Source organism: uncultured Ferrovibrio sp., assembly GCF_937960835.1.
Lineage (GTDB): Bacteria > Pseudomonadota > Alphaproteobacteria > Ferrovibrionales > Ferrovibrionaceae > Ferrovibrio.
Map to the genome: position 1 here is coordinate 350,455 of NZ_CALGPC010000006.1, position 22,107 is coordinate 372,561.

The window sequence follows — 22,107 nt, forward strand, 5'->3', positions numbered from 1 at the left end:
CATTGACGGCGCGTCCGGCCTTTCGTAAATCCGCTGAATGACAAAATCTCCCCAGGAACCCAGCGCCGCTTCGCTGGAATGGATCGCCAAGCTGGTCGGCTTCGACACCACCAGCCGGCTCAGCAACCTCGCCCTGATCGATGCCATCGCCGACTACCTCGCCCAGCATGGCGTGGAATGCGAGCGCATCTTCGATGCCACCGGCACGAAGGCCAATCTCTATGCCACCATCGGACCGAAGGACCGGCCCGGCATCATCCTGTCGGGCCATACCGATGTGGTGCCGGTCGACGGCCAGGACTGGTCGAGCGATCCGTTCAAGCTGACAGAGCGCGACGGCAAGCTGTTCGGCCGCGGCACGGCCGATATGAAGAGCTTCATTGCCATCTGCCTCGCCATGCTGCCCGAGATGCTGGCGAAGCCGCTCAGCGTGCCGCTGCATTTTGCCTTCTCCTACGATGAGGAGGTCGGCTGCTTCGGCGTGCATGGCATCGTCGATTTCGTCAAGAAGACCGGCATCGTGCCGCGGCTTGCCATCGTCGGCGAGCCGACTGAGATGCAGGTGGTGAACGCGCATAAGAGCGTCTGCGCCTGCTCGACGACCGTGCATGGCCTGGAGGCGCATTCCTCCGCCACGCATCAGGGCGTCAACGCCATCCAGTACGCGGCCGAACTGATCGCGGAGATCAACCGTCTGCAGCGCGAATACCAGAAGCCCGAAAACTGCGATCCGCGCTTTACGCCGCCCTACACCACGATCACCGTGGGCCAGATCCAGGGCGGCACCGCGCGCAACATCCTCGCCAAGGAATGCCGCGTCGAATGGGACGTGCGCAGCATCAAGCCCGAGCATGACGAAGCAGTGATCGAATCCGTGAAGCGTTTCGCGGCCGAGAAGCTGCTGCCCGAGATGCGCCGGATCCATGTCGATGCCGCCATCGAGACGCGCGTGCTGGCCTATGTGCCGCTGTTGCTGCCGCAGGGCGACAATCCGGCGGAGACGCTGGCGCTGAAGCTCGCCGGGCAGAACCAGACCTTCGCGGTGGCCTATGGCGCCGAGGCGGGCATCTTCCAGAAGGCCGGCATCTCCACGGTGCTGTGCGGTCCGGGCAATATCCGCGAAGCGCATAAGCCCAACGAATATATCGAACTGTCGCAGGTGGCCGAGGGTGAGGCTTTCATGCGCCGCCTGATCGACTTCTGCCGCGACGCCGACAACCTGTCATTCTTCGGTCAGGCGGCGTAGCGTCTCGCGATATGCCGCTGCGAACCGGTCGGCATGGATATGCCGGCCGGCTTCCACCACTCGTTTTCCGCCGACATAGACGTCGCGGACCGGCGAGACCGGCTGCGCTGCAAAGATCCAGCTATCCAGCACGGCATCGCCGCGCTTGCCGGCCAGCACCGGCGCTTGGGCATCCAGCAGCACGAAATCGGCGCGGAAGCCCGGCGCGATTGCGCCGATCTTCAGGCCCAGCGCCTGCGCGCCGCCCTGGCAGGCGAGATCGAACAGACGGCGGCCGGTGGAGTAATTCGGCTCGCCCGCCAGCAGATTGCGGCCGCGATGCACAAGGCGCTGGCCGTATTCCAGCAGCCGCAATTCTTCCGCCGCATCGATGCAGATATGGCTGTCGGAGCCGACGCCGATGCGGCCTTTCTGGGCGAGATAATCGATGGCCGGGAACAGCCCGTCGCCAAGATTGGCTTCGGTGCTGGGGCAAAGGCCCGCCACCGCGCCGGAAGCGGCCAGAGCGGATGTTTCTTCTGCCGTCAGATGCGTGGCATGCACCAGGCACCAGCGTACATCGATCAGCCCCTGCGCCAGCAGCCATTGCACCGGTCGCTGGCCCGACCACTGGATGCAGTCATCCACCTCGGCGGTCTGTTCGGCGATATGGATGTGAATCGGCGCGGCGGCATCGATATCGTTCAGCATCGCCACGGCATCGCGCAGAAGTGCGGGCGAGACGGCGCGCAGCGAATGCGGCGCGATGCCCAGCCTGCGATCCGCACGGCCCTTGAAAGCGGGGGCCAGCGATTGCAGCAGGCGGTGATAGGCATCGGCATCATGCAGAAAGCGGCGCTGGCGCTCCTGCGGCGCGCGCTCGCCAAAGCCGCCATAGCGGTACAGCACCGGCAGATGTGTCAGTCCGATGCCGCTGGCCTCGGCGGCAGAAAGGATGCGCCAGCTCAGTTCCGCCGCATCGCCATACGGCTGCCCATCAGCCTGGTGATGCAGGTAATGAAACTCGGCCACTGCCGTATAGCCAGCCTGCAGCATCTCGGCATAAAGCTGCGTGGCAATGGCTTCGATATCGGTAGGTGCCAGCTTGCCGGCGAAGCCATACATCGTCTCGCGCCAGGTCCAGAAACTGTCCTGGCCGGGGCCCGAGCGTTCCGCCAGCCCCGCCATGGCGCGCTGGAAGGCATGACTATGCAAATTGGGCAGGCCGGGCAGCACGGGGCCATTCAGGCGTTCAGCGCCGTCGGCGGCGGGCTGATCCGGCGCAACAGAGGCGATGGTGCCGTCCTCGCCGGCCTCGACCAGAACATTGTCGTGCCAGCCATCCGGCAGCAGGGCATGGCGCAACAGGAAGCGGCGCATGACGGGGTCTCCCAACTTGTATATATAAGTTGGCAGAAGCCGGCCCGGAACGAAAGGGACAGCCCACATGCAGTATTGGGACAGCGTCTGGCGCCAGACCGACATCGCCACCATGCTGCCGGCGCAACAGGCCGGCGGCGCGCCCTTCGGCGCCATCCGGAATGGCGCCATCGCCGTGCGCGATGGCCGCATCGCCTGGATCGGGCCGGATAAGGATCTGCCGCGTGATCAGATCGGCCCGGCCACGGTGGTGCATGATCTCGGCGGCGGCTGGATCACGCCGGGGCTGATCGACTGCCACACGCATCTGGTCTATGGCGGCAGCCGCGCCCATGAATTCGAGTTGCGGCTGAACGGCGCGACCTACGAAGAGATCGCCAGGGCCGGCGGCGGCATCCGCTCGACGGTGACCGCCACCCGCGCTGCCAGCGAAGACGCGCTGATGAAGCAAAGCGCGCCGCGCCTGCGCTCGTTGCTGGCTGAAGGCGTCACCACCGTCGAAATCAAATCGGGCTACGGCCTCGATCTGGAAAACGAACTCAAATCCCTGCGGGTTGCGCGCAGCCTGGGGCAGCGTTTTCCGGTGCAGGTGAAGACCACCTTGCTGTCCGCCCATGCCGTGCCGCCGGAGTTTCACAACAATCCCGACGGTTATATCGACCTCGTCTGCAACGAGATCATTCCAGCCGCAGCCAAAGCCGGTCTTGCCGATGCCGTCGACGCCTTCTGCGAAGGCATTGGTTTTTCGCCGGCGCAGACGCGGCGTGTTTTCGAGGCGGCGAAAGCGCATGGCCTGCCGGTCAAGCTGCATGCCGAACAGCTCAGCAATCTCAACGGCGCGGCTTTGGCTGCGGAATATGGCGCGCTGTCGGCCGATCATCTCGAACATCTCGATGAAGCGGGCGTGAAGGCGATGGCCGCTGCCGGTACCGTGGCGGTGCTGCTGCCCGGCGCTTTTTACGTGTTGCGCGAGACCAAGCTGCCGCCCATTGATTCGCTGCGCCGCCATAACGTCGCCATGGCGGTGTCCACGGACTGCAATCCCGGCACCTCGCCGATCAGCTCGCTGCTGCTGATCCTGAATATGGCCTGCACGCTGTTCCGCCTGACGCCGGAAGAGGCACTGGCGGGTGTGACCCGCAACGCTGCCAAGGCGCTGGGGCTGGAGGCGGAATGCGGCGTACTTTCACCCGGAAAACGGGCGGATTTTGTGGTCTGGGACATCGACCGCCCGGCCGCGCTCGCCTATCAGATCGGCCTGAATCCCAGCCGCCAGGTGGTGTTCGGCGGGCGGGGCCTGTCGCATTAACCATCGGCCGGGCATGATCGTGGCGCAAGCCGCTGGGCTAGGCGCAAGATTGCGCCACCATGTCGAGGCGATGTATCCTGACCCCCGGCGATGCTTGTCCCAGTTGTCAATATCGCAGGTGATCCATGAATGATTGGCTTTATGTCATGGGTGGCGCCATCGTCCTCTTGTGGTTGGGGGCGTGGCTGTTGCTGCATCTTGGCAACTTCGAGCAGCGCATCAGCCAGATGCGGATCACGTTGGAAACCCGCATGGGCAGCATCGAAAAGCAGTTCGCTGCCTATAACAAATTCTTCGCCGAGAACGAGCGTGCGGCGCAGCTCACTTATGGTGAACTGAACGAGCTCCGCGATCAGATTTCCGAACTGCGCCAGCAGCTGGATGAGACCAAGCGCGCCATCAACGTGCTGGAAGTTGCGGTCAACGACATCAAGCTGCGCACCAATCCGCGCAACCTGCGCATCGTTTAATCCGTCATAAATCCGGCCACATCATAAATCCGGCCACAGGCGGCGCAGGTCTTTTGCGATCTCGTCAACGATGGCGGCGATCAGCCGTTCGCCTTTTTCCGCCGTCGCGGCCGTTGCATCGCCGGTGGCGCCGCTGCGGTTCACGATGCCGCCCGGGCGTTCCTCAGGTGTCAAACGCATAGGGCGGCGCAGGCTGGTCAGCACCACATCCTCGCTGTCTTCCGCCGCCACGGTTTCCGCCAGGCGGTCCATCCGCACCATGCCCGGCGCAATGGCGAGCAGCAGCGAGGTTTCGCGTTCGTTGGCATGGCCGCTATCCGGCGTGCTCCATTGATCGGCGCAGGCCTGGCCCAGCCGCGGCAGATCGGCGATGGCCACAGCCACGCCATGGCGCTGCAGGATGGTCTGCGCCGCCAGCCGCAGCGGCGGCTCGGTGGAGATGCCGTTGTTGAGCAGCACGATGCGCTCGGCGCCGTGCCGCAGATAGCCTTCGATGATTTCTTCGACCATCGCCTGAAAGGTTGGTGCGGTCAGATGCTGGCTGCCCGGATAATCCATGAAGGCAGGACAGAAGCCCTGGCCGATGGTTGGCGCGACCAGCACGGGCAGGGCGGCCAGCAGGCGTTCGGCAATCGCCTCTACCACCAGTCGGTCGCTGCCGAGCGGCAGATGCGGACCGTGGGCCTTCGCTGCCGCGCCGATGGGCAGCAGCACGGGCAGGCCGTCGCCGATCAGGTCGGCGGCATCGATCCAGGTCAGGTCGGCGAGGCGGAAGCCGGTGCGGGCGCGTTGCGGGGCTGTCACGGTTTGTTGCGGGCGTTCTGGTAACGGGTGTTTGGTGAATCGGCGCCAAGCCTAGCATTCTTTGCCCCATCACCGTCCAGCAGCGATTGCGCAGGCGGCGTTTCCATCTGCGATTTCCGCATCTGCGGCCTTGCCCGCTTTCCCGCATGGCCCTATCTGTGGGCGCCTTGATCGACCGCCAGTCCTGACCTTTTGCCAGAGAGACGCCGTGCCCCGCCGCCCGCCTTCAGGCCGTCCCCCTTCCAGCCGTTCGCCGTCTCGTGCTCCGGCCCGTTCGCCATCTGCCGGCCGCACGCCGCGCAGGCCGGAGCGCCACTCAGAGCGCCCAGCCGGGCGGAGCGCCGGCGGCCTGGAAACGCGTCCCGCGGGCCGCAAGCCCGAACACCGCAAACCTGAGGACCGCAAACCCGCTGCCGAGCGCGGATACCAGCAGGGCACACCGAAGCCGAATAATCCGCAGCAGGGTCATCCGAAGCGGGGCGGGCAGAAGACCGCCGGCTTCCGTCCCGGAAAGTCCAGTGCAGGAAAGAGCCATCTGGAAAGCCGCGCCGAACGGCCGCGTCATGCGCGTCCCGAGCGGCGCGAAGGGCGGCCGGACAAACGTGCTGCCATGCGTTCCGGCTCCAGCCGCAAGGCGGTGGAAGGCGCGATGGCGCTGCTGGATGCGATTGCTGCTTCGGGCGAGCCGGCCGACCGCGTGCGCCATGCCTGGATGCGCGATCATCACAAGCAGTTCGATCCGGCGGAGCGTGCGGCGCTGATCCAGTTGAGCGAGCAGGTGCTGCGCCATCGCGGCCAGCTCGACTGGTGGATTACCCGCGACAAGGGCGGCCTGACGCCCGACAGCCGCCTGCGGGTCTGCGCCTTCCGCATTCTGTCCACCGGCGCCAAGGCGGCCAGCCAGTTTCCTTTCTTCCAGTCGGACGAGGTGAAGGAAGCCGAATTCCTGCGCCGCCTGGAACGCCATACGCTCGATCATCCCGACATGCCGCTGACGGCGCGGCTGAACATCCCGGACTGGATCCTGCCGCATTTCAAGAAACGCTTCGGCGTCGATCTCGAACTGGAACTGACGGCGATGCTGCGGCCAGCGCCGCTGGATGTGCGCATCAATCCGCTGAAGACGACGCGCGATGCCGCGGCGGCCGCTTTGGCGGCGGAAGAGCTGCGCAGCCAGCCAACGCCGTATTCGCCGCTTGGCCTGCGCCTGTCGCCGCAGGCTTACGTCAATAACGGCCAGGCCTATGCCGATGGCCTGATCGAGCCGCAGGATGAAGGCTCGCAGATCGCCGCGCAGCTCGCCGATGCGGCCAACTGCAAGTTCGTCGTCGATTTCTGTGCTGGCGCCGGTGGCAAGACCCTGGTGTTGGCGGCAGCGATGCGCAATGTCGGACGGCTGGTGGCGATGGATGTCAGCGCCGGGCGGCTGACACAGGCCAGGCTGCGGCTGCGCCGCGCCGGCGTGCACAACGCAGAGACCCGCGAACTGGATTCGAAATGGATCAAGCGTCATTCCGGCCAGGCGGATCGCGTGCTGGTTGATGCCCCCTGCACCGGCACGGGCACCTGGCGGCGCAAGCCGGATGCGAAATGGCGGCTGACGCCGAAGGATCTGGAAGAGCTGGTACCGCGCCAGGCGGAAATCCTTGATCGCGCCGCGCGGCTGGTGAAGCCCCAGGGACGGCTGATCTATGTCACCTGCTCGGTGCTGCGCGAGGAGAATGACGATCAGGTCGCCGCCTTCCTCAAGCGCCATCCGGACTTCAAGGTGATGCCGGTAACGGAGGTGTGGCCCCAGACGATCGGCGGCGCCTGTCCGGTGCCGGGGCCGTATCTGGCGCTATCGCCCGCCCGCCATGGCACCGACGGCTTCTTTGCCGCGATTCTTGTACGTCACGCCTGATTGGAGCCAGATATCGAGGAAGCCGTCCAGCCAGGCGGCGATCCCGGCATCGTATTGGGCGCAGGCCGCCCTCATGGTCTCGCGCGCCTGCGCGCCCGGCAGCGCCAGGCGATGGCCCGCGGCGGTGCTCCAGCGCCGCATCATCGCTTCCGTGACTTCCGGATGGAACTGCACGCCAAAGGCATTGGGGCCGATGCGCATGGCCTGATTGGGGAACCAGGTGGATGACGCGAGCCGCACGGCGCCGCGCGGCAGGCTGAAGCCTTCGCCATGCCACTGGAAGATATGCAGCTTGTCGGGAAACAGCTCGCGGCCCTGCGGCGTTGGCTTCACCGGATAGTAGCCGATCTCATGCCAGCCGTCGGGATGCGGGCCGACCTTGCCGCCACCCGCCCGCGCCAGCAACTGCGCACCGAGGCAGACGCCAAGAAACGGTCTGCCGCTGGCAACCACGCGCGGGATGAAGTCGAGTTCCTTGCGGATGAACTCGAGATGATCGTCATTGGCCGACATCGGCCCGCCGAACATGACGCAGCCGGCATGCTCGTCCAGGCTGACGGGCAGTTCCTGGCCCAAACATGGGCGGCGGATATCGAGCCGGTAGCCCCGCTCGCGCAGCTTGTCGCCAATGCGGCCGGGATCGGAACTTTCCTGGTGGACGATCATCAGGATGGCCGGCTGGGGCGCGGGATGGCCCTGGCCGTGATCCTGCAGCGGTCCTTGATACATGCCTGGGTCGGCTTCCTCTTCAGAGACTGCCGAGGAACGCATCCAAAGCAGCGTTCACCGCAGCCGGCTGTTCGATGCTGGAACTATGCCCCGCTTTGGGAATTCTGACTAGCCGAGATTGTGTGATGGCCGTCTGGATTCGCTCAGCTTTTGCCGGCACGGTGGCGGTATCCTGCTCGCCGACGATGATCAGCACGGGGCATTTGATCCGCCCCAGCTCCTCATAGATGCCCTTGCGCTCGATCACGCCGTTCACCGCCCGCCAGATTGAGCGTCGGTTGTTCAGAAGCTTCTGCCGCCAATAGGCGCGCTCGCTTGAGCGCGCCGGATCAGTCATGAAATCCTGGCTGAACATGATCGGCATGACCTTGTCGGCCACCAGCCGCAGGCCGAGCCAGCGCGCAACCAAGTTGAGTTTGCGGTATTTCGGTACGTTCTCGACGGGCTCCGGGTCGGCTGAGGTTTCCATCAGCAGCAGCGAACGCACCAGATCGGGCCGCCGCGCGCCCAGCCGCATGGCGACAAAGCCGCCCATCGACAGGCCGCCGAAATGCACCGGGCCGAGCTGTAGCTTCTCGATCAGCGCGACCGCATCCTCATAGACGGTTTCCATGTCGATACAGCGGGAGGGATCGTCGGCGCTGCGCCCCTGGCCGCGGTGATCATAGGCGATGACGCGGTAGCGGCCCTTGAAATGCGCGATCTGCGGCGCGAACAGCTCGGTATCCCAGAGCAGGCCGTGGCTGAGGACGATGGTCTGTCCGGTCGAACCTGGCCCGGTGTCTTCGTAGTAAAGCCGGGTTCCGTTGACGGCGATCTCAGCCATGAAAGAGCCTTCTGTTCCTGGACGTTTCTGGTTATTGCGCGGTGATCCCGCCATCGATGACGAACTCGGCGCCGGTGGTGAACTTCGATTCATCGGAAGCGAGATACAGGATGCAGTTCGCCACGTCGTCCGGTTCCCCCAAGCGGCCGAGCGGCACCTGCGCCTCCAGTTTCTGGCGCACCACCGCCGGATCGCCACCGGCATAGATCATCGACTGAACCATCGGCGTGTCAATGAAGGTCGGATGCACAGAATTGCAACGAATGTCATATTTGCGCTTGGCGCAATGCAGCGCCGTGGTCTTGGCCAGCATGCGGGCACCGGCTTTCGAAGTGTTGTAGGCCGACATGTTGTGGCCGGCGATGATGCCCGACACCGACGAGATGATGACGATCGAGCCGGGCGCGTATTTGCGCATGCGGGGCAGGCCATGCTTGATGCCAAGGAACGGCCCGTCGAGATTGACGCTGTGCACGAAGCGCCATTCCTCGACGCTGATGTCTTCGACATTCTTCAGGATGCCGACGCCGGCCGAATGCACCATCACATTCAGCTTGCCGAAGGCGGCTTCGGTCACGTCAAGCGCGGCGATCCATTGCTGCTCGTTGGTCACGTCCAGATGAACGGCGATGGCGGCCTTGCCGATCTCATCGGCCACGGCGCGGGCGCCCTCCAGATTGCGGTCGGCAATGGCGACCTTGGCGCCTTCCTTGGCCAGCAGGATGGCGGTGGCTTTGCCCAGGCCCGAGGCTCCGCCGGTAATCAATGCGACTTTATTTTCTACGCGACCCATCGTGTTTCCTCCTGTTTGCCGGGAGGATAACCGGGATTTCGGGCCTGCGGCCAGCCTGTCGTGACGTCAGCGGTTCAGTCAGCGCCGTCATGCCCGCTTGCGCGGGAACGACGCGTGATCTGAAACCTCAATCCGGCTCTTCGAGCTTGGCCGGCAGGCCGGCATCGGCGAGCGCGGTCAGCAATTCCTCAAGATGGGCACGGTCGCGCGCCTCGACGACGAATTCGATCTCGGCGCCCTTGGCGGAAGCCAGGGTGAACAGGCGGCGATGCGCCACTTCGACGATGTTGACGCCGACCTTGCCGATCACGCCGGATGCCAGCGACAGCCGTCCCGGTGCGTCGTCGGTCATCACGATGATGCGGGCGAGGCGGCCGTTGCGCACCAGGCCGCGCATCAGCACGGAGGCGAGCAGGCGGGTATCGATATTGCCGCCGGAGAGCACAATGCCGACATGGCGGCCCTTGAAGCGCTCGGGCTCGGCCATCAGCGCGGCCAGGCCTGCTGCGCCCGCGCCTTCGCTGACGGTCTTTTCGATCTCGACCAGAGCCACGATGGCGCGCTCGATATCGGCTTCGCGGGCGATCAGGATGTCGTCCACCAGGCGGCGCGCGATCTCGATCGTGGTGCGGCCCACATCGCGCACTGAAATGCCTTCCGCGATCGACACGCCGCCGACCTGCACCGGCTGGCCCTGCAATTCCTGCTGCATGGCCGAATAAAGCTCGCTCTCGACGCCGAAGACGCGCAGATCGGGCCGCAGCGCCTTGGCCGCAATTGCCATACCGCCGATCAGGCCGCCGCCGCCGACCGGCACGATCAGGTCCTGCAGTTTCGGTGCCTGTTTCAGCATCTCCAGCGCCACCGTGCCCTGACCGGCAATCACGGCTGGATCGTCGTAAGGATGCACGAAAACCAGGCCTTCTTCCTTGGCGATCCGCTGCGCTGTGGCGGCGGCTTCGGCCAGCAATTCGCCATCCAGCACGACGCGAGCGCCGAAGGCGCGCACATGACGCACCTTCACGAAAGGAGTGAATTTAGGCATCACGATGGTGGCCGGAATGCCCAGCCGCCCGGCATGGTAGGCGACGCCCTGCGCATGGTTGCCGGCCGACATGGCGATCACGCCGCGCTTGCGTTCCTCGTCGCTGAGCTGCAGCAGCTTGTTCAGCGCGCCGCGCTCCTTGAAGCTTGCGGTGAACTGGTGGTTCTCGAACTTCAGCCACACATGGGCACCAGTCAGGTCCGACAATGTGTGGGAGTGCAGGCACGGGGTTTCGGCGATGGCATCGCCCAAGCGCGCCGCCGCCGCGCGGATATCCTCAAGACCCAGCGCTGACGCGTTGTTGGGCATTCCGTTTTCTCCGTGAAACAAACAGACTGGGGGCAAAATGCAGGCGGTAAGCGGTACGGTTTACCCGGGTTCAAGTCAACTGCCGGGACCGTGTGTCATCTGTCTGCGTCCTCCCGTTTAAATGGAGGCGAGGGCTGCGAAACAGAATCACGGCAATGCAAAATCACTTGGCGCGGATCGTTTCGCGCACTAGGCTCAAGGCATGGCTTTGGCAATCAAACCGCCTGTCTTTGCCGCAGAGTTGCGGCCGCACCGCTCTCTGGGAGCGCGCGGTTTCCTGATCCTGATGCTTGCCGTCGGCGCGGTGAATTTCACCGCTGGCATTGCCTTCTGGATTGCCGGCGCCTGGCCGGTTTTTGGCTTTTGTGGGCTGGAAGTGCTGCTGCTATGGCTTGCCTTCCGTGCCAGCTACCGCCAGAGCCGCGCGCGCGAATACATCCAGCTCGATCAGGACAGCCTCACCGTCTGCCGCCGCGATGCCAAGGGCGCCGAGCGCGTCTGGCGCCTGCAGCCTTACTGGCTGCGCGTCGAATGCGCCGATGATGACGAGCAGGCGCGGCTGAAGATCTGGAGCCATGGCCGCGCGCTGAGCCTCGGCGAATTCTTAAGCCCCGACGAGCGCCGCAGCCTCGCCGATGCACTGCGCGAGGCGTTGTGGCGCTGGCGGCAGCCGGAGGGCGCGGGCCTGCGGCCGATAGGGCAGGTTTAAGGCGCAGCGTCTGGCGCGGCACCGGCTGCCCTTATCACTGGCGTCAATTATTGTTACAGGCCGCCGAAACCCAGCACGTCGGCCATGCGGTAAAGCCCCGGCTGCTTGCCCTTGGCCCAGATGGCGGCGCGCACTGCACCGCGTGCGAACAGGCCACGGTCGGTGGCCTTGTGGCTCAGTTCGATCCGCTCATGGTCGGCGGCGAAGATCACCGTATGCTCGCCCACCACATTGCCGCCGCGCAAAGCCGCAAAGCCGATATTGCCGGGCTTGCGCGCGCCGGTAATGCCGTCACGGCCGCGGTCGGCAACCTTCTCCAGCGGCACGCCGCGGCCCGCCGCGGCCGCTTCGCCGAACAGGATCGCGGTGCCCGACGGCGCATCGACCTTCATGCGGTGGTGCATCTCGACGATCTCAATGTCCCAGGATTCGTCCAGCGCCGCGGCCACCTGGCGCACCAGGCCGGCCATGAGATTCACGCCCAGGCTCATGTTGTAGCCCTGCACGATGGCGCAATGATGCGAGGCTTTCTTCAGCGCCTCGAAATGCTCCGGCGCTAGGCCCGTCGTACCAACGATATAGGCTGCGCGGCATTGCGCAGCGAGTGCCGCATGATGCGGCAGGGCTTCGGGCACGGTGAAATCGATCACCGCGTCGATATTGGCAAAGAGTTTTGCGGCATCGTCCGTTACCTTGATGCCGGTTTCGCCGATGCCGATCAGCGCACCGACATCCTTGCCGATATGCGGCGAGCCCGCACGCTCGGTGCCGCCAGCTAGCTCCGCGCCCGCCGTATTGCTGACTTCGCGCGCTAGCGCCTGACCCATGCGGCCGCCAATGCCGACAATGCCGATGCGGACTGCGCTCATGTTCTCCCCCTATGACTGGCGATATGGTGACGATGTTGCGCGACACTCTAGTGCGGTTGGCGGCGCGGGGAAACCGCTGGCGCCTATACCCTCCCATCGCTGACGTGATGGGTCCCTCCTTCTCCCACTGGCGTGGGCAAGGGAATCTTTTTGCCCTCTTTCGCTTGCGGGAGGGATGGACCCGCAAAGCGGGAGGGTAAGGGCAAGTAAATGGGGGCCAGGCTCTCGCGGCGCAAAAAAACGCTGTTTGGCCGGGATGACGTGAATGCGTTCTACAACGAGCGGGCCATCTGGCGCCAGGCGGCGGGGGGCAGGCCGTAGGCGCGGGAGAAGGCGCGGTTAAACGCGGCTTCGGTGCCGTAGCCGGAATCGTAGGCGATGGCGGCGATCGGCTTGCCGCTGGTGCTGAGTGCGACGCTGGCGAGATAAAGCCGCCAGTCGCGTAAGTAGCGAATCGGCGAGGTCTGCAACACGGCTTCAAAACGCTCGGCCAGGGTGCTGCGCGACAGGCCGGCAGCGGCGGCCAGACTCTGCACCGACCATTCGTGCCGCGGGTCGTCATGGATCAGCGCAAGGCAGCGGCCAAGCGCAGGATCGGCCAGCGCCGCCAGCCAGCCGACGGCGTCGTGTGGCGTGGCGGCGATCTGCTGGCGCAGCATCTCGATGAAGGTGATCTCGGTCAGCCGCTCAAGCAGCGACAGGCCGCCGCTTTGCGGATGGTCGGTTTCCAGCGCGATCTGCCGGATGGCGGCTCGCAGCCAGCTGCTGCGGTCGCTTTCCGCGCAGCGCAGATGCAGCAGCGGCGGCAAGGCCTCGCGCAGCGGGCGGAAATTCATCGCCTCGCAATGCAGATAGCCGCAGAGCATGCGCAGGCGCGCAACGCCGTCATCGCCACGCAGGTCGTCATAGCGCAGGATGGGCAGGCTGCGCCAAGGCTTAGGGGGCAGGTCACGCACCGGGCAGATGGTCGGGCCGCCTTCGCCCGCACCAAGCTGATGGCCGCTGCCGAAGGGAAAGGCGACGATGTCGCCTTCCTCCAGATCGACATGCAGGCCGTCCATTTTCAGCCAGCAGCTGCCTTCGACGACGATGTGAAACGGCACGGTATGTGAGGACGCCGCTTTCGATGCACCATCGCCGCTTATCAGTTCGGCAAGGGCGGGTGCATCGTCGGTCTTCCAGGTGCCGGTCGGCATGAAGCAGAATTGCAGCGCGCCGGACAGCCGGATGGTGCGCAGCACATCGGAAAGCACGTCGCGGCTGTTCTGCGTGACATCAGCCGCCGATGTGCTCAGGGCGGACGTGTCCCGCGCCGGTGAAGCGATGGCGCTCACGCGCGGACTTGCAGGCGGCCGCTGCCGGGTTCCCGCATGCCGCGCCCTTGCGCCTGCCGCAGTGGGCGGCGGATTTTCGATCAAGTCATTCGGCAATCCGGCCAAAGACGTCTCCTTCCCGATCCAGTAGACCGGCGGCCCCCCAATCACGCCTGCTATAGGAGGATAAAGCAATGGCCGTTGGAACTGACAAACTTGTGATTTTGATGACCAAGGGGATCGATTCGGAGCTGTCTTCCGTCGCCTTCACCATCGCCAATGGCGGACTGACCGCCGGGCTGAAGGTGTTCATCTTCCTGACCAGCGCCGCCGTCGACCTTGTGCGCAAGAACGGCCAGGCGATGACCCATGTGCCGCCGCTGGAGCCGCTGGCGGCGATGATCGCCGATTTCCAGAAGCGCGGCGGCACCATCTGGGCCTGCCCGCCCTGCGTGAAGTCACGCGGCTACGAGCAAAAGGATCTGCTGGATGGCGTGATCATCCAGGGCGCATCCGCGATGCATGCTGAGATCAAGGCGGGCGCCGCGACTCTGTCGTTCTGAGTGGAGTTTCAGAGGAGAAAGACCTCAGGGGGCAGCGCATCATCGCGTGCTGCTCCGCTCCCGGGATGACGATAATGAGAGCGCGGGAGGGGGATGGTGAGTGACGGATGGCTATGTGCTGCCGAGACGCACCCTCACCCTCCCGGCCTTCCTCTCGTAGAAGTGGGAGAAGGGACGGGCCCATCGCGTCAGCGATTTAGTTGAGGGGCTGGTTCAACATAAATGCGGTCCCCGGGGCTCGTTTCACTCGCCCGGGGCGATGTTTCCCTTGATTGCAGAAAATGGAATCCCGGCTCGCGCGGCGCAAAAAAAAGAAGCGCCGCCCGGCCGGGATGACGGGATATGCCTCGCAGAAGCAATTCTTCAACGACGCAGGAGATGGCGAAGCGGAGACGGTGGTGAAGCGGAAGGCGCAGAGAAGGCCGCTCGCCGCAACAATCACTTGCCTTCGTCACTCATCCAGATCACTCGCCCTTGCCGGCGAGCATTTCCTTCACCTTGGCGAAGAAGCCGGAGCTTTCGGGGCTGGAATCGTCGTTTTCGAGCTGGGCGAATTCTTCCAGCAGTTCGCGCTGGCGCTTGTTCAGCTTCACCGGTGTCTCGACCATCACCTGGATGTAGAGATCGCCAAAGCCCGCCCCGAAGCCGCTCTGCTGCAGGGAGGGCATGCCCTTGCCGCGCAGGCGGAACTGCTTGCCGGTCTGCGTGCCTTCGGGGATGGTGACGCGCGCATGGCTGCCATCCAGCGTCGGTACGTCGACATGGCCGCCAAGCGCGGCCGTGGTCATCGAGATCGGCACACGGCAATGCAGATGCTGGCCCTCGCGGCGGAACAGCCGATGCGGCTTCACGCTCAGGAAGACATAGAGATCGCCGGACGGCCCGCCTCGCAGGCCCGCTTCGCCTTCGCCGGCGAGACGGATGCGGTTGCCTTCATCGACGCCCGGTGGGATGTCGACGGTGAGCGTCTTTTCCTTGTGCACGCGGCCCGCGCCGCCGCAGACCTTGCAGGGCTTTTCGATGACGCGGCCGACGCCGCCGCAGGTCGGACAGCTGCGTTCGATGGTGAAGAAGCCCTGCTGCGCACGCACCTTGCCATGGCCCTTGCAGGTCGGGCAGGCGACGGGCTGGGCCGCGCCTTCCGCGCCGGAGCCGTCGCAGGCCTCGCAGGCGATCGAGGTCGGCACACGGATCTTCGCCGACTTGCCGCGGTAGCAGTCTTCCAGCGTGATCTCGAGATTGTAGCGCAGGTCGGAGCCGCGATTGGCGTTGCCGCGTCCGCCGCGCCCGCCCGAGCCCATGAATTCGCCGAAAAGGTCGTCGAAGATGTCGGAGAAGGAGGTGAAGTCGAAACCGGCGCCGCCGGGGCCGCGTCCGCCACCGCCTTCGAAAGCGGCATGGCCGTACTGGTCGTAGGCCGCGCGCTTTTGCTCGTCCTTGAGGACGTCGTAGGCTTCGTTGATTTCCTTGAAGCTCTGTTCGGCCGACTTGTCGCCCGGATTGCGGTCCGGGTGGTATTTCATCGCCAGTTTGCGGAAGGCCCGCTTGATGTCATCCGCGCTGGCGTCGCGCGATACGCCGAGGACTTCGTAATAATCGCGTTTCGTCGTCGCCATGCTCAAAGGTTCCTGGCGTAAGGCTTCATGGGCGCGAAAGGCCTGCCCCGAAGCGAGTCCGGGCGCCGCTTCCGGCGCCCGGTTCGCTTGCGGTCACGCGGCCTACTTCTTCTTCTTGTCGTCCTTCACTTCTTCGAAGTCGGCGTCGACGACATTGTCATCGGGCTTGGCGTCGCCGCCGGACGAGGTGCTGGTATCCGCACCGGCATCGCCCCCGGCTTCGGCCGTCTTGTAGAGGGCCTCGCCGAGCTTCATCGAAGCCTGGCTGAGCGTCTGGCTCTTGGCCTTGATCTCCTCCAGGTCGTTCGCCTCGATCGCCTTCTTCAGGTCGGCAATGGCAGACTCGACCGCGGCCTTGTCGGCGGCCGGCGCCTTGTCGCCCAGATCGGCGATGGTCTTCTCGCAGGCATGAATCAGCGTCTCGGCCTGGTTCTTGGCCTCGGCCGCCTCACGCCGTTTCTTGTCTTCGGCGGCATGCTCCTCCGCCTCGCGGATCATCTTCTTGATGTCCTCTTCCGACAGGCCGCCGGAGGCCTGGATGCGGATCTGCTGTTCCTTGCCGGTGCCCTTGTCCTTGGCCGAGACATGGACGATGCCGTTGGCGTCGATGTCGAAGGTAACCTCGATCTGCGGCACGCCGCGCGGCGCCGGCGGGATGCCGACCAGGTCGAACTGACCCAGCAGCTTGTTGTCGGCCGCCATCTCGCGCTCGCCCTGGAAGACGCGGATGGTCACCGCATTCTGGTTGTCCTCGGCGGTCGAGAAGACCTGGCTCTTCTTGGTCGGGATGGTCGTGTTGCGCTCGATCAGCTTGGTGAACACGCCGCCAAGCGTCTCAATGCCCAGCGACAGCGGGGTCACGTCGAGCAGCAGCACATCCTTCACATCGCCCTGCAGCACGCCGGCCTGGATGGCGGCGCCGATGGCGACGACTTCGTCCGGGTTCACGCCCTTATGCGGCTCGCGGCCGAAGAGCTGCTTCACCGTCTCGATCACCTTCGGCATGCGGGTCATGCCGCCGACCAGCACCACTTCGTCGATGTCGCCGGCCGACAGGTCGGCATCCTTGAGCGCTTTCTTGCAGGGCTCGATGGTGCGCTGGATCAGATCGTCGACCAGCGCCTCAAGCTTGGCGCGGGTCAGCTTCATCACCAGATGCTTCGGACCCGAGGCGTCGGCAGTGATGAAGGGCAGGTTGATCTCGGTCTGGGTCGAGGAGGACAGCTCGATCTTCGCCTTTTCGGCCGCCTCCTTCAGGCGCTGCAGCGCCAGGCGGTCGGTACGCAGGTCAATGCCCTGCTCCTTCTTGAACTCGGTGGCGAGGTAATCGACGATGCGCAGGTCGAAGTCCTCACCGCCGAGGAAGGTGTCGCCGTTGGTCGAGCGCACCTCGAAGACGCCGTCGCCGATCTCCAGGATCGAGATGTCGAAGGTGCCACCGCCCAAATCGTAGACGGCGATCTTCTTGCCGTCGCCCTGCTTGTCGAGGCCATAGGCAAGGGCCGCCGCGGTCGGCTCGTTGATGATGCGCAGCACTTCAAGGCCCGCGATGCGGCCGGCATCCTTGGTGGCCTGGCGCTGGGCGTCGTTGAAGTAGGCCGGAACGGTGATCACCGCCTGGGTGACCTTCTCGCCGAGGAAGCTCTCGGCGGTTTCCTTCATCTTCTGCAGGATGAAAGCCGAAACCTGGCTGGGGCTGTATTTCTTGTCCTGGACTTCCACCCAGGCATCGCCGTTATCGCCCTTGGCCACCTTGTAGGGGACCATTTCGGTGAAGCGGCGGGTCGCCTCGTCGCTGTACTGACGGCCGATCAGGCGCTTGACGGCGAAAAGCGTGTTTTCCGGGTTGGTGACCGCCTGGCGCTTGGCCGGCTGGCCGATCAGGCGCTCGCCATCCTTGGTGAAGGCGACCATCGAGGGCGTCGTACGCGTGCCTTCCGCGTTTTCGATCACCTTCGGGTTCTTGCCATCCATGATGGCGACGCAGGAATTCGTCGTACCGAGGTCGATGCCGATGACTTTGGCCATAATCCACTCTCCTTTTTCGCGGCGGTCCGGGGCGGCCTTGGGAAGCACCGCAGCGGACCCCTTCTGGTTCGGTGTCGCCGGCTATGTAAGAGTGCGTATGCGCTCCCGCAACAGGTGTGGCGAAAAAATGTCCGGTTTGTCCGGGCATTTCCGGGGCAGAACTGCCGAATCAGGGATTTTCCTGAGGCTTTTCGCCGCGCCAGACCGGCGCGGGCCCCTATCTGGTCACCGATGGTGCCATCCGCAAGGGGCGGCGGACGGAGGAAAAGCAGGCCGGGCACAGGGGCCGGCCTGTGGAAAAGGCCGGGCGAGGGGCGTAGGAAGCGGGATCTGTCAGGCGCCGCGACGGGGCAGGGCCAAAGGATAAGGAGCGACGAGTAGCAATATGAGTGGAGTTGGGATGGGCCAGACTATGCGGAACAAGATCACCCTGGGTGGCGACAGCGCGCTGCTGGTGGTCGATATCCAGAATGGCTTCCTGCCCGGCGGCAGCCTGGCGGTGCCGGGCGGCGACGAGATCATCCCGCTGGTGAATGCGCTGGCCAGGGGCTTTGAGAATGTGGTGCTGACCCAGGATTGGCATCCGGCCGACCATCTCTCCTTCGCCTCGCAGCATCCCGGCCGCCAGCCCTTCGAGACGGTGCAGATGCCCTATGGCGAGCAGGTGCTGTGGCCCGACCATTGCGTGCAGGGCAGCGAAAGCGCGGCGCTCGCGGCCGATCTCGCCATTCCGCAGGCGCAGCTGGTGATCCGCAAGGGCTGGCGTCGCGCCATCGACAGCTACTCCGCCTTCCGGGAGGCCGACGGCCAGACCGTCACCGGCCTTGCCGGCTATCTGAAGCAGCGCGGCATCGCGCGCGTATTCGTGGTCGGCCTCGCAACGGATTTCTGCGTCGCCTGGACGGCGATCGATGCACGCAAGGAGGGCTTCGAGGCTTACGTGATCGAAGACGCCTGCCGCGGCATCGACACGGCGGGCTCGCTGGCAAAAGCCTGGGCGGACATGGAAGCTGCTGGCGTGCAGCGGATCATGGCGGCGGATTTAGCGCAGGCCTGAGGGCGTAAAAATGGGGCCTCGGGTCAGGCCCGGGGCGACAAATAGAAAAAATAGAAAAAACGACAGAGCGTTCGTCATCCCGGGCGAGCGCCATGTCGATGGCGCGAGACCCAGGATCCCATTTGGCTCACCGGATAAAGATCCTGGGTCTGCGGCGCCCCATCGCGTGCTGCACCGCGCCCGGAATGACGAATAACCCTAGACACCAGCCTGCGCAGGCCTCACATCAAAAATATGACGACAGCGACGGCAATTGAGGGATTTCGCTACTATCCCGGCTTTCTCGATGCCGCGCGCCAGCGCGCGCTGACCGAGTCGGTGATGGCGGTGCTGACCCAAGCGCCGGCCTATCACGCGACGATGCCGAAAAGCGGCGTGGCGATGAGCGTGGCGATGAGCAATGCCGGGCGCTTCGGCTGGTATAGCGACAAGGAGGGTGGCTATCGCTACATCGAGCGGCATCCTTTCACAGGCCAGCCCTGGCCTGCGATCCCGGACGAGATCCTTTCGATCTGGGATGCGGTGGCAAATTACGGCGTGGCGCCGGAATGCTGCCTGATCAATCACTATCGCGCCGGCGCGAAGATGGGCCTGCATCAGGATCGCGACGAGCAGGATTTCGACGCGCCGGTGGTATCGATCTCGCTGGGCGATACGGCGGTATTCCGCCTGGGTGGCTTGAACCGGAAGGATCCGACGCGGGCAATGAAGCTGCAATCGGGCGATGTCTGCGTGCTCGGCGGCGCTTCGCGTCTGGCCTTCCATGGCATCGACCGCGTACTCTCCGGCAGCAGCCGCCTCATCCCCGGCGGCGGGCGGATCAACCTCACTTTGCGCCGCGTGACGCGGCCGTGAGGGGAAAGCTAGGAAACTAAAGACTAAGCGGCGGGCGTGGAACCTCTTGCGCACAACCCTCACCCTCTCCATCACTGCGTGAAGGGGCACTCCCTTTTCCGCAGGCGGAGCGGGCGTTGGTGTGGCGCTTCGCATTCTCTTTCCCGTGACGACGGGAGAAGGCGGGGTCGCTGCAAAGCAGCGGGAGGGTCAGGGCCAAAAACGAAGCCCCGGGTTTAAGCCCGGGGCGACATGACGATTACAGTTCTCTAAAAGCTTAGGCGGCTCTGGAAAGCAGCGGGCTTACGCTTGCGTGTTGACGCTCTGACCGGGCTGGGCCTGCGGCTGGGGCCCGCCTTTGGAGACGCCAACCATGGCGGCGCGCAGCAGGCGGCCATGCTGGACATAGCCAGCCGCAACCACCTGCAGCACCGTGCCGGCCGGCACGGAGGAATCTTCGATCTCGAACATCGCCTGATGCAGGTTGGGATCGAATTTCTGGCCCTTCGGATCGATGCGGGCAATGCCGTGGCGCTCGAAGACGGTGAGCAATTCGCGCTCGGTGGCTTCGACGCCGATCAGCAGGTTGCGCACCGGCTCGCTCAGGGCTGCGGCGCCCTCGCCATCCTGCGGCGCGCTTTCCAGCGCGCGGCGCAGATTGTCGGCGACGGTGAGGATGTCCTTGGCGAACTTCGCCGCCGCGAATTTCACCGCATCTTCGCGCTCGCGCTCCAGGCGCTTGCGCAGGTTTTCCGCATCGGCGCGGGCACGCAGCACCTGATCCTTCAGATTGGCGATCTCGGCCTGGGCCTGCGCCAGCGGATCGGGCTGCTGCGCCTCGCCGGCAGCTTGCTGGCCGGCATTCTGGGCGGCGTTGCTGTCGGTGGCCGCAGTCTGGCCCGCATTGGCCTGGCCCGGATTGTCGTTACGGGCGGCGGCATTCGGATCGGTATTCTGGGTCATCGCATCTCCTCGCATTGGCCGTCATATACGGATCGCCTGCGCGAATTGAAAGGGGTGCGCCGAAAAACCGCGCCTTTTCCGCTGCGATCTGTCTGTGGTCATGGTCTGTGCCGCGCAAAAAACGCCAGCTATGCCGATAGGGCTAAGCATGTGGAAATAAAGGGTGAGGCTTTAGGCGGACAGTTTCTGCCGCGTGGTTTCAGCCAACAGCGTCAGCCGAGCAGGCGGCCGACCACCTGGGCGGTGAAATCCACCATCGGCACCACGCGGGCGTAGTTCATGCGGGTCGGGCCGATCACGCCGATGGCGCCGACGATGCGCTGCTGCTGGTTCTGCAAAGGCGCGACGATCAGCGAGCAGCCGGCGCGGCGGAACAGCGTATTCTCCGAGCCGATGAAGATGCGCACGCCTTCGCTGCCCTGCGTCAGCTCGATCAGGCGCAGCATCTCCTCGGTATTCTCCAGTTCTTCCATCAGCGCGCGGATGCGCTCCAGATCGGCCAATGCTGCGACATCGTCGAGCAGATTGGCGCTGCCGCGCACGATCAGCGTGCCGCGTTCGGATTCGCCGCCCCAGACGGCCAGGCCCGCTTCCACCACCTTGGCGGCAAGCTGGTCGAGCTCGGCGCGGCGCGCTTTCAGCTCGTCCAGGATTTCGTTGCGCGCCTCGTGCATGGTGCGGCCAGCCAGGCGCTGCGACAGGAACTGCCCGGCCTCGGCCAGCGCAGAGGGCGTCATGCCCATGGGCAATTCGACCATGCGGTTTTCCACCTGGCCGGATTCCGTCACCATCACCACCAGGGCCTTGCCGGGCCCGAGCGGCACGAATTCGACATGGCGCAACGGTGCATCCACTTTCGGCGCCACCACAAGGCCGGCATGGCCTGAAAGACCCGAAAGCGCGGAAGTGGCTTCGGTGAGCACCTCCTGAAAGCCGCGGCCCGACGCGGCGCAGCGGCTTTCGATCGAGCTGCGCTCATCCTGGGTGAGATCGCCGACCTGCAACAGGCCGTCGACGAACAGCCGCAGGCCCGATTCCGTGGGCAGGCGGCCGGCCGAGGTATGCGGGGAATAGAGCAGACCTGCCTCTTCCAGATCGGCCATGGTGTTGCGGATGCTGGCCGGAGAGAGTTTGTGCTCAAGCTTTTTCGACAGATAGCGCGAACCGACCGGTTCGCCGGTGGCCATATAGGTCTCGACGACCAGCCGCAGAATTTCGCGGCTGCGCTGGCTCATCTCCTGGATCATGTGCAACAATTAAGGAAGCCGGATGGGCGGCGTCAATATGGCGCCCGGCAGGATGGAATAGCCCGGAGTTCCGGGCTTGGGGTGCAAGGGCGTCCCGTTCGCTTCTTTCGCGCTT

The 22,107-nt window shown here is 64.8% G+C and carries 20 protein-coding genes; 8 read left to right on the top strand and 12 right to left on the bottom strand.

Annotated elements, in window-relative coordinates; translation table 11 throughout:
- Positions 1–37 precede the first annotated feature (37 nt).
- Positions 38–1,246: an acetylornithine deacetylase gene (gene argE, locus Q0603_RS06050; RefSeq protein ID WP_298723525.1), complete on the top strand. Its 1,209-nt coding sequence runs from the start codon at positions 38–40 to the stop codon at positions 1,244–1,246.
- On the opposite strand, the gene Q0603_RS06055 is transcribed toward argE, so the two are convergent.
- Complete coding sequence (locus tag Q0603_RS06055; protein ID WP_298723528.1) at positions 1,223–2,605, bottom strand: formimidoylglutamate deiminase; 1,383 nt, start codon at positions 2,603–2,605, stop codon at positions 1,223–1,225. The two genes, argE and Q0603_RS06055, sit on opposite strands and share 24 nt — an antisense overlap.
- Positions 2,606–2,672: 67 nt before the next feature.
- Between Q0603_RS06055 and hutI the strand changes: the two genes are divergently transcribed.
- Positions 2,673–3,914: an imidazolonepropionase gene (gene hutI / locus Q0603_RS06060; RefSeq protein WP_298723529.1), complete on the top strand. Its 1,242-nt coding sequence runs from the start codon at positions 2,673–2,675 to the stop codon at positions 3,912–3,914.
- Between the two features lie 125 nt (positions 3,915–4,039).
- Positions 4,040–4,384, top strand: coding sequence for a hypothetical protein (locus Q0603_RS06065; RefSeq protein WP_298723532.1), 345 nt, complete (start codon positions 4,040–4,042; stop codon positions 4,382–4,384).
- Between the two features lie 21 nt (positions 4,385–4,405).
- Here the strand turns inward: Q0603_RS06065 and Q0603_RS06070 are convergent, their stop codons facing one another.
- A complete protein-coding gene (locus tag Q0603_RS06070; protein ID WP_298723535.1) occupies positions 4,406–5,188 on the bottom strand; it encodes a creatininase family protein in 783 nt (260 codons plus the stop codon).
- A gap of 610 nt (positions 5,189–5,798) precedes the next feature.
- Between Q0603_RS06070 and Q0603_RS06075 the strand changes: the two genes are divergently transcribed.
- A complete protein-coding gene (locus Q0603_RS06075; protein ID WP_298723538.1) occupies positions 5,799–7,091 on the top strand; it encodes an RsmB/NOP family class I SAM-dependent RNA methyltransferase in 1,293 nt (430 codons plus the stop codon).
- Here the strand turns inward: Q0603_RS06075 and Q0603_RS06080 are convergent.
- The 4 genes from Q0603_RS06080 to Q0603_RS06095 all read right to left on the bottom strand — a co-directional run bounded on the left by Q0603_RS06080 (position 7,029) and on the right by Q0603_RS06095 (position 10,793).
- Entirely contained in the window at positions 7,029–7,820 is a 792-nt protein-coding gene (locus Q0603_RS06080; RefSeq protein ID WP_298723541.1) for a GMP synthase, read from the bottom strand. The two genes, Q0603_RS06075 and Q0603_RS06080, sit on opposite strands and share 63 nt — an antisense overlap.
- 19 nt (positions 7,821–7,839) lie before the next feature.
- Positions 7,840–8,646 (bottom strand): alpha/beta fold hydrolase, encoded by an 807-nt coding sequence (locus Q0603_RS06085; protein WP_298723543.1) that lies wholly within the window; start codon positions 8,644–8,646, stop codon positions 7,840–7,842.
- 31 nt (positions 8,647–8,677) lie between these two features.
- A complete protein-coding gene (locus Q0603_RS06090; protein ID WP_298723545.1) occupies positions 8,678–9,439 on the bottom strand; it encodes a glucose 1-dehydrogenase in 762 nt (253 codons plus the stop codon).
- A 127-nt stretch (positions 9,440–9,566) separates the two neighbouring features.
- On the bottom strand, positions 9,567–10,793 hold the full coding sequence (locus Q0603_RS06095) for a threonine ammonia-lyase (RefSeq protein ID WP_298723550.1): 1,227 nt from the start codon (positions 10,791–10,793) through the stop codon (positions 9,567–9,569).
- Between the two features lie 202 nt (positions 10,794–10,995).
- On the opposite strand from Q0603_RS06095, the gene Q0603_RS06100 reads away from it, so the two are divergent.
- Positions 10,996–11,502, top strand: a complete 507-nt coding sequence (locus tag Q0603_RS06100; RefSeq protein WP_298723553.1) for a DUF2244 domain-containing protein — start codon at positions 10,996–10,998, stop codon at positions 11,500–11,502.
- A 53-nt stretch (positions 11,503–11,555) separates the two neighbouring features.
- Here Q0603_RS06100 and dapB read toward each other — a convergent pair whose 3' ends face one another.
- Both dapB and Q0603_RS06110 read right to left on the bottom strand, forming a co-directional pair.
- Positions 11,556–12,371, bottom strand: coding sequence for a 4-hydroxy-tetrahydrodipicolinate reductase (gene dapB / locus Q0603_RS06105; protein ID WP_298723556.1), 816 nt, complete (start codon positions 12,369–12,371; stop codon positions 11,556–11,558).
- 272 nt (positions 12,372–12,643) lie between these two features.
- Positions 12,644–13,705 carry an AraC family transcriptional regulator gene (locus Q0603_RS06110; protein ID WP_298723559.1) on the bottom strand — a complete coding sequence of 354 codons (1,062 nt, stop codon included), beginning with the start codon at positions 13,703–13,705 and terminating at the stop codon, positions 12,644–12,646.
- Between the two features lie 173 nt (positions 13,706–13,878).
- On the opposite strand from Q0603_RS06110, the gene Q0603_RS06115 reads away from it, so the two are divergent.
- The gene (locus tag Q0603_RS06115; RefSeq protein WP_298723562.1) at positions 13,879–14,247 is read left to right on the top strand and encodes a DsrE family protein; all 369 of its coding nucleotides are present in this window, start codon (positions 13,879–13,881) and stop codon (positions 14,245–14,247) included.
- A 464-nt stretch (positions 14,248–14,711) separates the two neighbouring features.
- On the opposite strand, the gene dnaJ is transcribed toward Q0603_RS06115, so the two are convergent.
- Both dnaJ and dnaK read right to left on the bottom strand, forming a co-directional pair.
- Positions 14,712–15,863 (bottom strand): molecular chaperone DnaJ, encoded by a 1,152-nt coding sequence (gene dnaJ / locus Q0603_RS06120; RefSeq protein WP_298723565.1) that lies wholly within the window; start codon positions 15,861–15,863, stop codon positions 14,712–14,714.
- Between the two features lie 102 nt (positions 15,864–15,965).
- Positions 15,966–17,891, bottom strand: a complete 1,926-nt coding sequence (gene dnaK, locus Q0603_RS06125) for a molecular chaperone DnaK (RefSeq protein ID WP_298723568.1) — start codon at positions 17,889–17,891, stop codon at positions 15,966–15,968.
- 430 nt (positions 17,892–18,321) lie between these two features.
- On the opposite strand from dnaK, the gene pncA reads away from it, so the two are divergent.
- Positions 18,322–18,948, top strand: a complete 627-nt coding sequence (gene pncA, locus Q0603_RS06130; protein ID WP_366132459.1) for a bifunctional nicotinamidase/pyrazinamidase — start codon at positions 18,322–18,324, stop codon at positions 18,946–18,948.
- Positions 18,949–19,182: 234 nt separating this feature from the next.
- Positions 19,183–19,803: an alpha-ketoglutarate-dependent dioxygenase AlkB gene (locus tag Q0603_RS06135; RefSeq protein ID WP_298723574.1), complete on the top strand. Its 621-nt coding sequence runs from the start codon at positions 19,183–19,185 to the stop codon at positions 19,801–19,803.
- Between the two features lie 282 nt (positions 19,804–20,085).
- Here Q0603_RS06135 and grpE read toward each other — a convergent pair whose 3' ends face one another.
- Both grpE and hrcA read right to left on the bottom strand, forming a co-directional pair.
- Positions 20,086–20,745 (bottom strand): nucleotide exchange factor GrpE, encoded by a 660-nt coding sequence (gene grpE, locus Q0603_RS06140; RefSeq protein WP_298723578.1) that lies wholly within the window; start codon positions 20,743–20,745, stop codon positions 20,086–20,088.
- Between the two features lie 212 nt (positions 20,746–20,957).
- Entirely contained in the window at positions 20,958–21,992 is a 1,035-nt protein-coding gene (gene hrcA, locus Q0603_RS06145; protein WP_298723581.1) for a heat-inducible transcriptional repressor HrcA, read from the bottom strand.
- Between the last annotated feature and the right edge of the window lie 115 nt (positions 21,993–22,107).

Excerpts from the sequence above, each read along its gene's own strand:
- argE (WP_298723525.1), top strand. The coding sequence starts at position 38 with ATGACAAAATCTCCCCAGGAACCCAGCGCCGCTTCGCTGGAATGGATC.
- Q0603_RS06055 (WP_298723528.1), bottom strand. The coding sequence starts at position 2,605 with ATGCGCCGCTTCCTGTTGCGCCATGCCCTGCTGCCGGATGGCTGGCAC.
- hutI (WP_298723529.1), top strand. The coding sequence starts at position 2,673 with ATGCAGTATTGGGACAGCGTCTGGCGCCAGACCGACATCGCCACCATG.
- Q0603_RS06065 (WP_298723532.1), top strand. The coding sequence starts at position 4,040 with ATGAATGATTGGCTTTATGTCATGGGTGGCGCCATCGTCCTCTTGTGG.
- Q0603_RS06075 (WP_298723538.1), top strand. The coding sequence starts at position 5,799 with ATGCGTTCCGGCTCCAGCCGCAAGGCGGTGGAAGGCGCGATGGCGCTG.
- Q0603_RS06080 (WP_298723541.1), bottom strand. The coding sequence starts at position 7,820 with ATGTATCAAGGACCGCTGCAGGATCACGGCCAGGGCCATCCCGCGCCC.
- Q0603_RS06085 (WP_298723543.1), bottom strand. The coding sequence starts at position 8,646 with ATGGCTGAGATCGCCGTCAACGGAACCCGGCTTTACTACGAAGACACC.
- Q0603_RS06090 (WP_298723545.1), bottom strand. The coding sequence starts at position 9,439 with ATGGGTCGCGTAGAAAATAAAGTCGCATTGATTACCGGCGGAGCCTCG.
- Q0603_RS06095 (WP_298723550.1), bottom strand. The coding sequence starts at position 10,793 with ATGCCCAACAACGCGTCAGCGCTGGGTCTTGAGGATATCCGCGCGGCG.
- Q0603_RS06100 (WP_298723553.1), top strand. The coding sequence starts at position 10,996 with ATGGCTTTGGCAATCAAACCGCCTGTCTTTGCCGCAGAGTTGCGGCCG.
- dapB (WP_298723556.1), bottom strand. The coding sequence starts at position 12,371 with ATGAGCGCAGTCCGCATCGGCATTGTCGGCATTGGCGGCCGCATGGGT.
- Q0603_RS06115 (WP_298723562.1), top strand. The coding sequence starts at position 13,879 with ATGGCCGTTGGAACTGACAAACTTGTGATTTTGATGACCAAGGGGATC.
- dnaJ (WP_298723565.1), bottom strand. The coding sequence starts at position 15,863 with ATGGCGACGACGAAACGCGATTATTACGAAGTCCTCGGCGTATCGCGC.
- dnaK (WP_298723568.1), bottom strand. The coding sequence starts at position 17,891 with ATGGCCAAAGTCATCGGCATCGACCTCGGTACGACGAATTCCTGCGTC.
- Q0603_RS06135 (WP_298723574.1), top strand. The coding sequence starts at position 19,183 with ATGACGACAGCGACGGCAATTGAGGGATTTCGCTACTATCCCGGCTTT.
- grpE (WP_298723578.1), bottom strand. The coding sequence starts at position 20,745 with ATGACCCAGAATACCGATCCGAATGCCGCCGCCCGTAACGACAATCCG.
- hrcA (WP_298723581.1), bottom strand. The coding sequence starts at position 21,992 with ATGATCCAGGAGATGAGCCAGCGCAGCCGCGAAATTCTGCGGCTGGTC.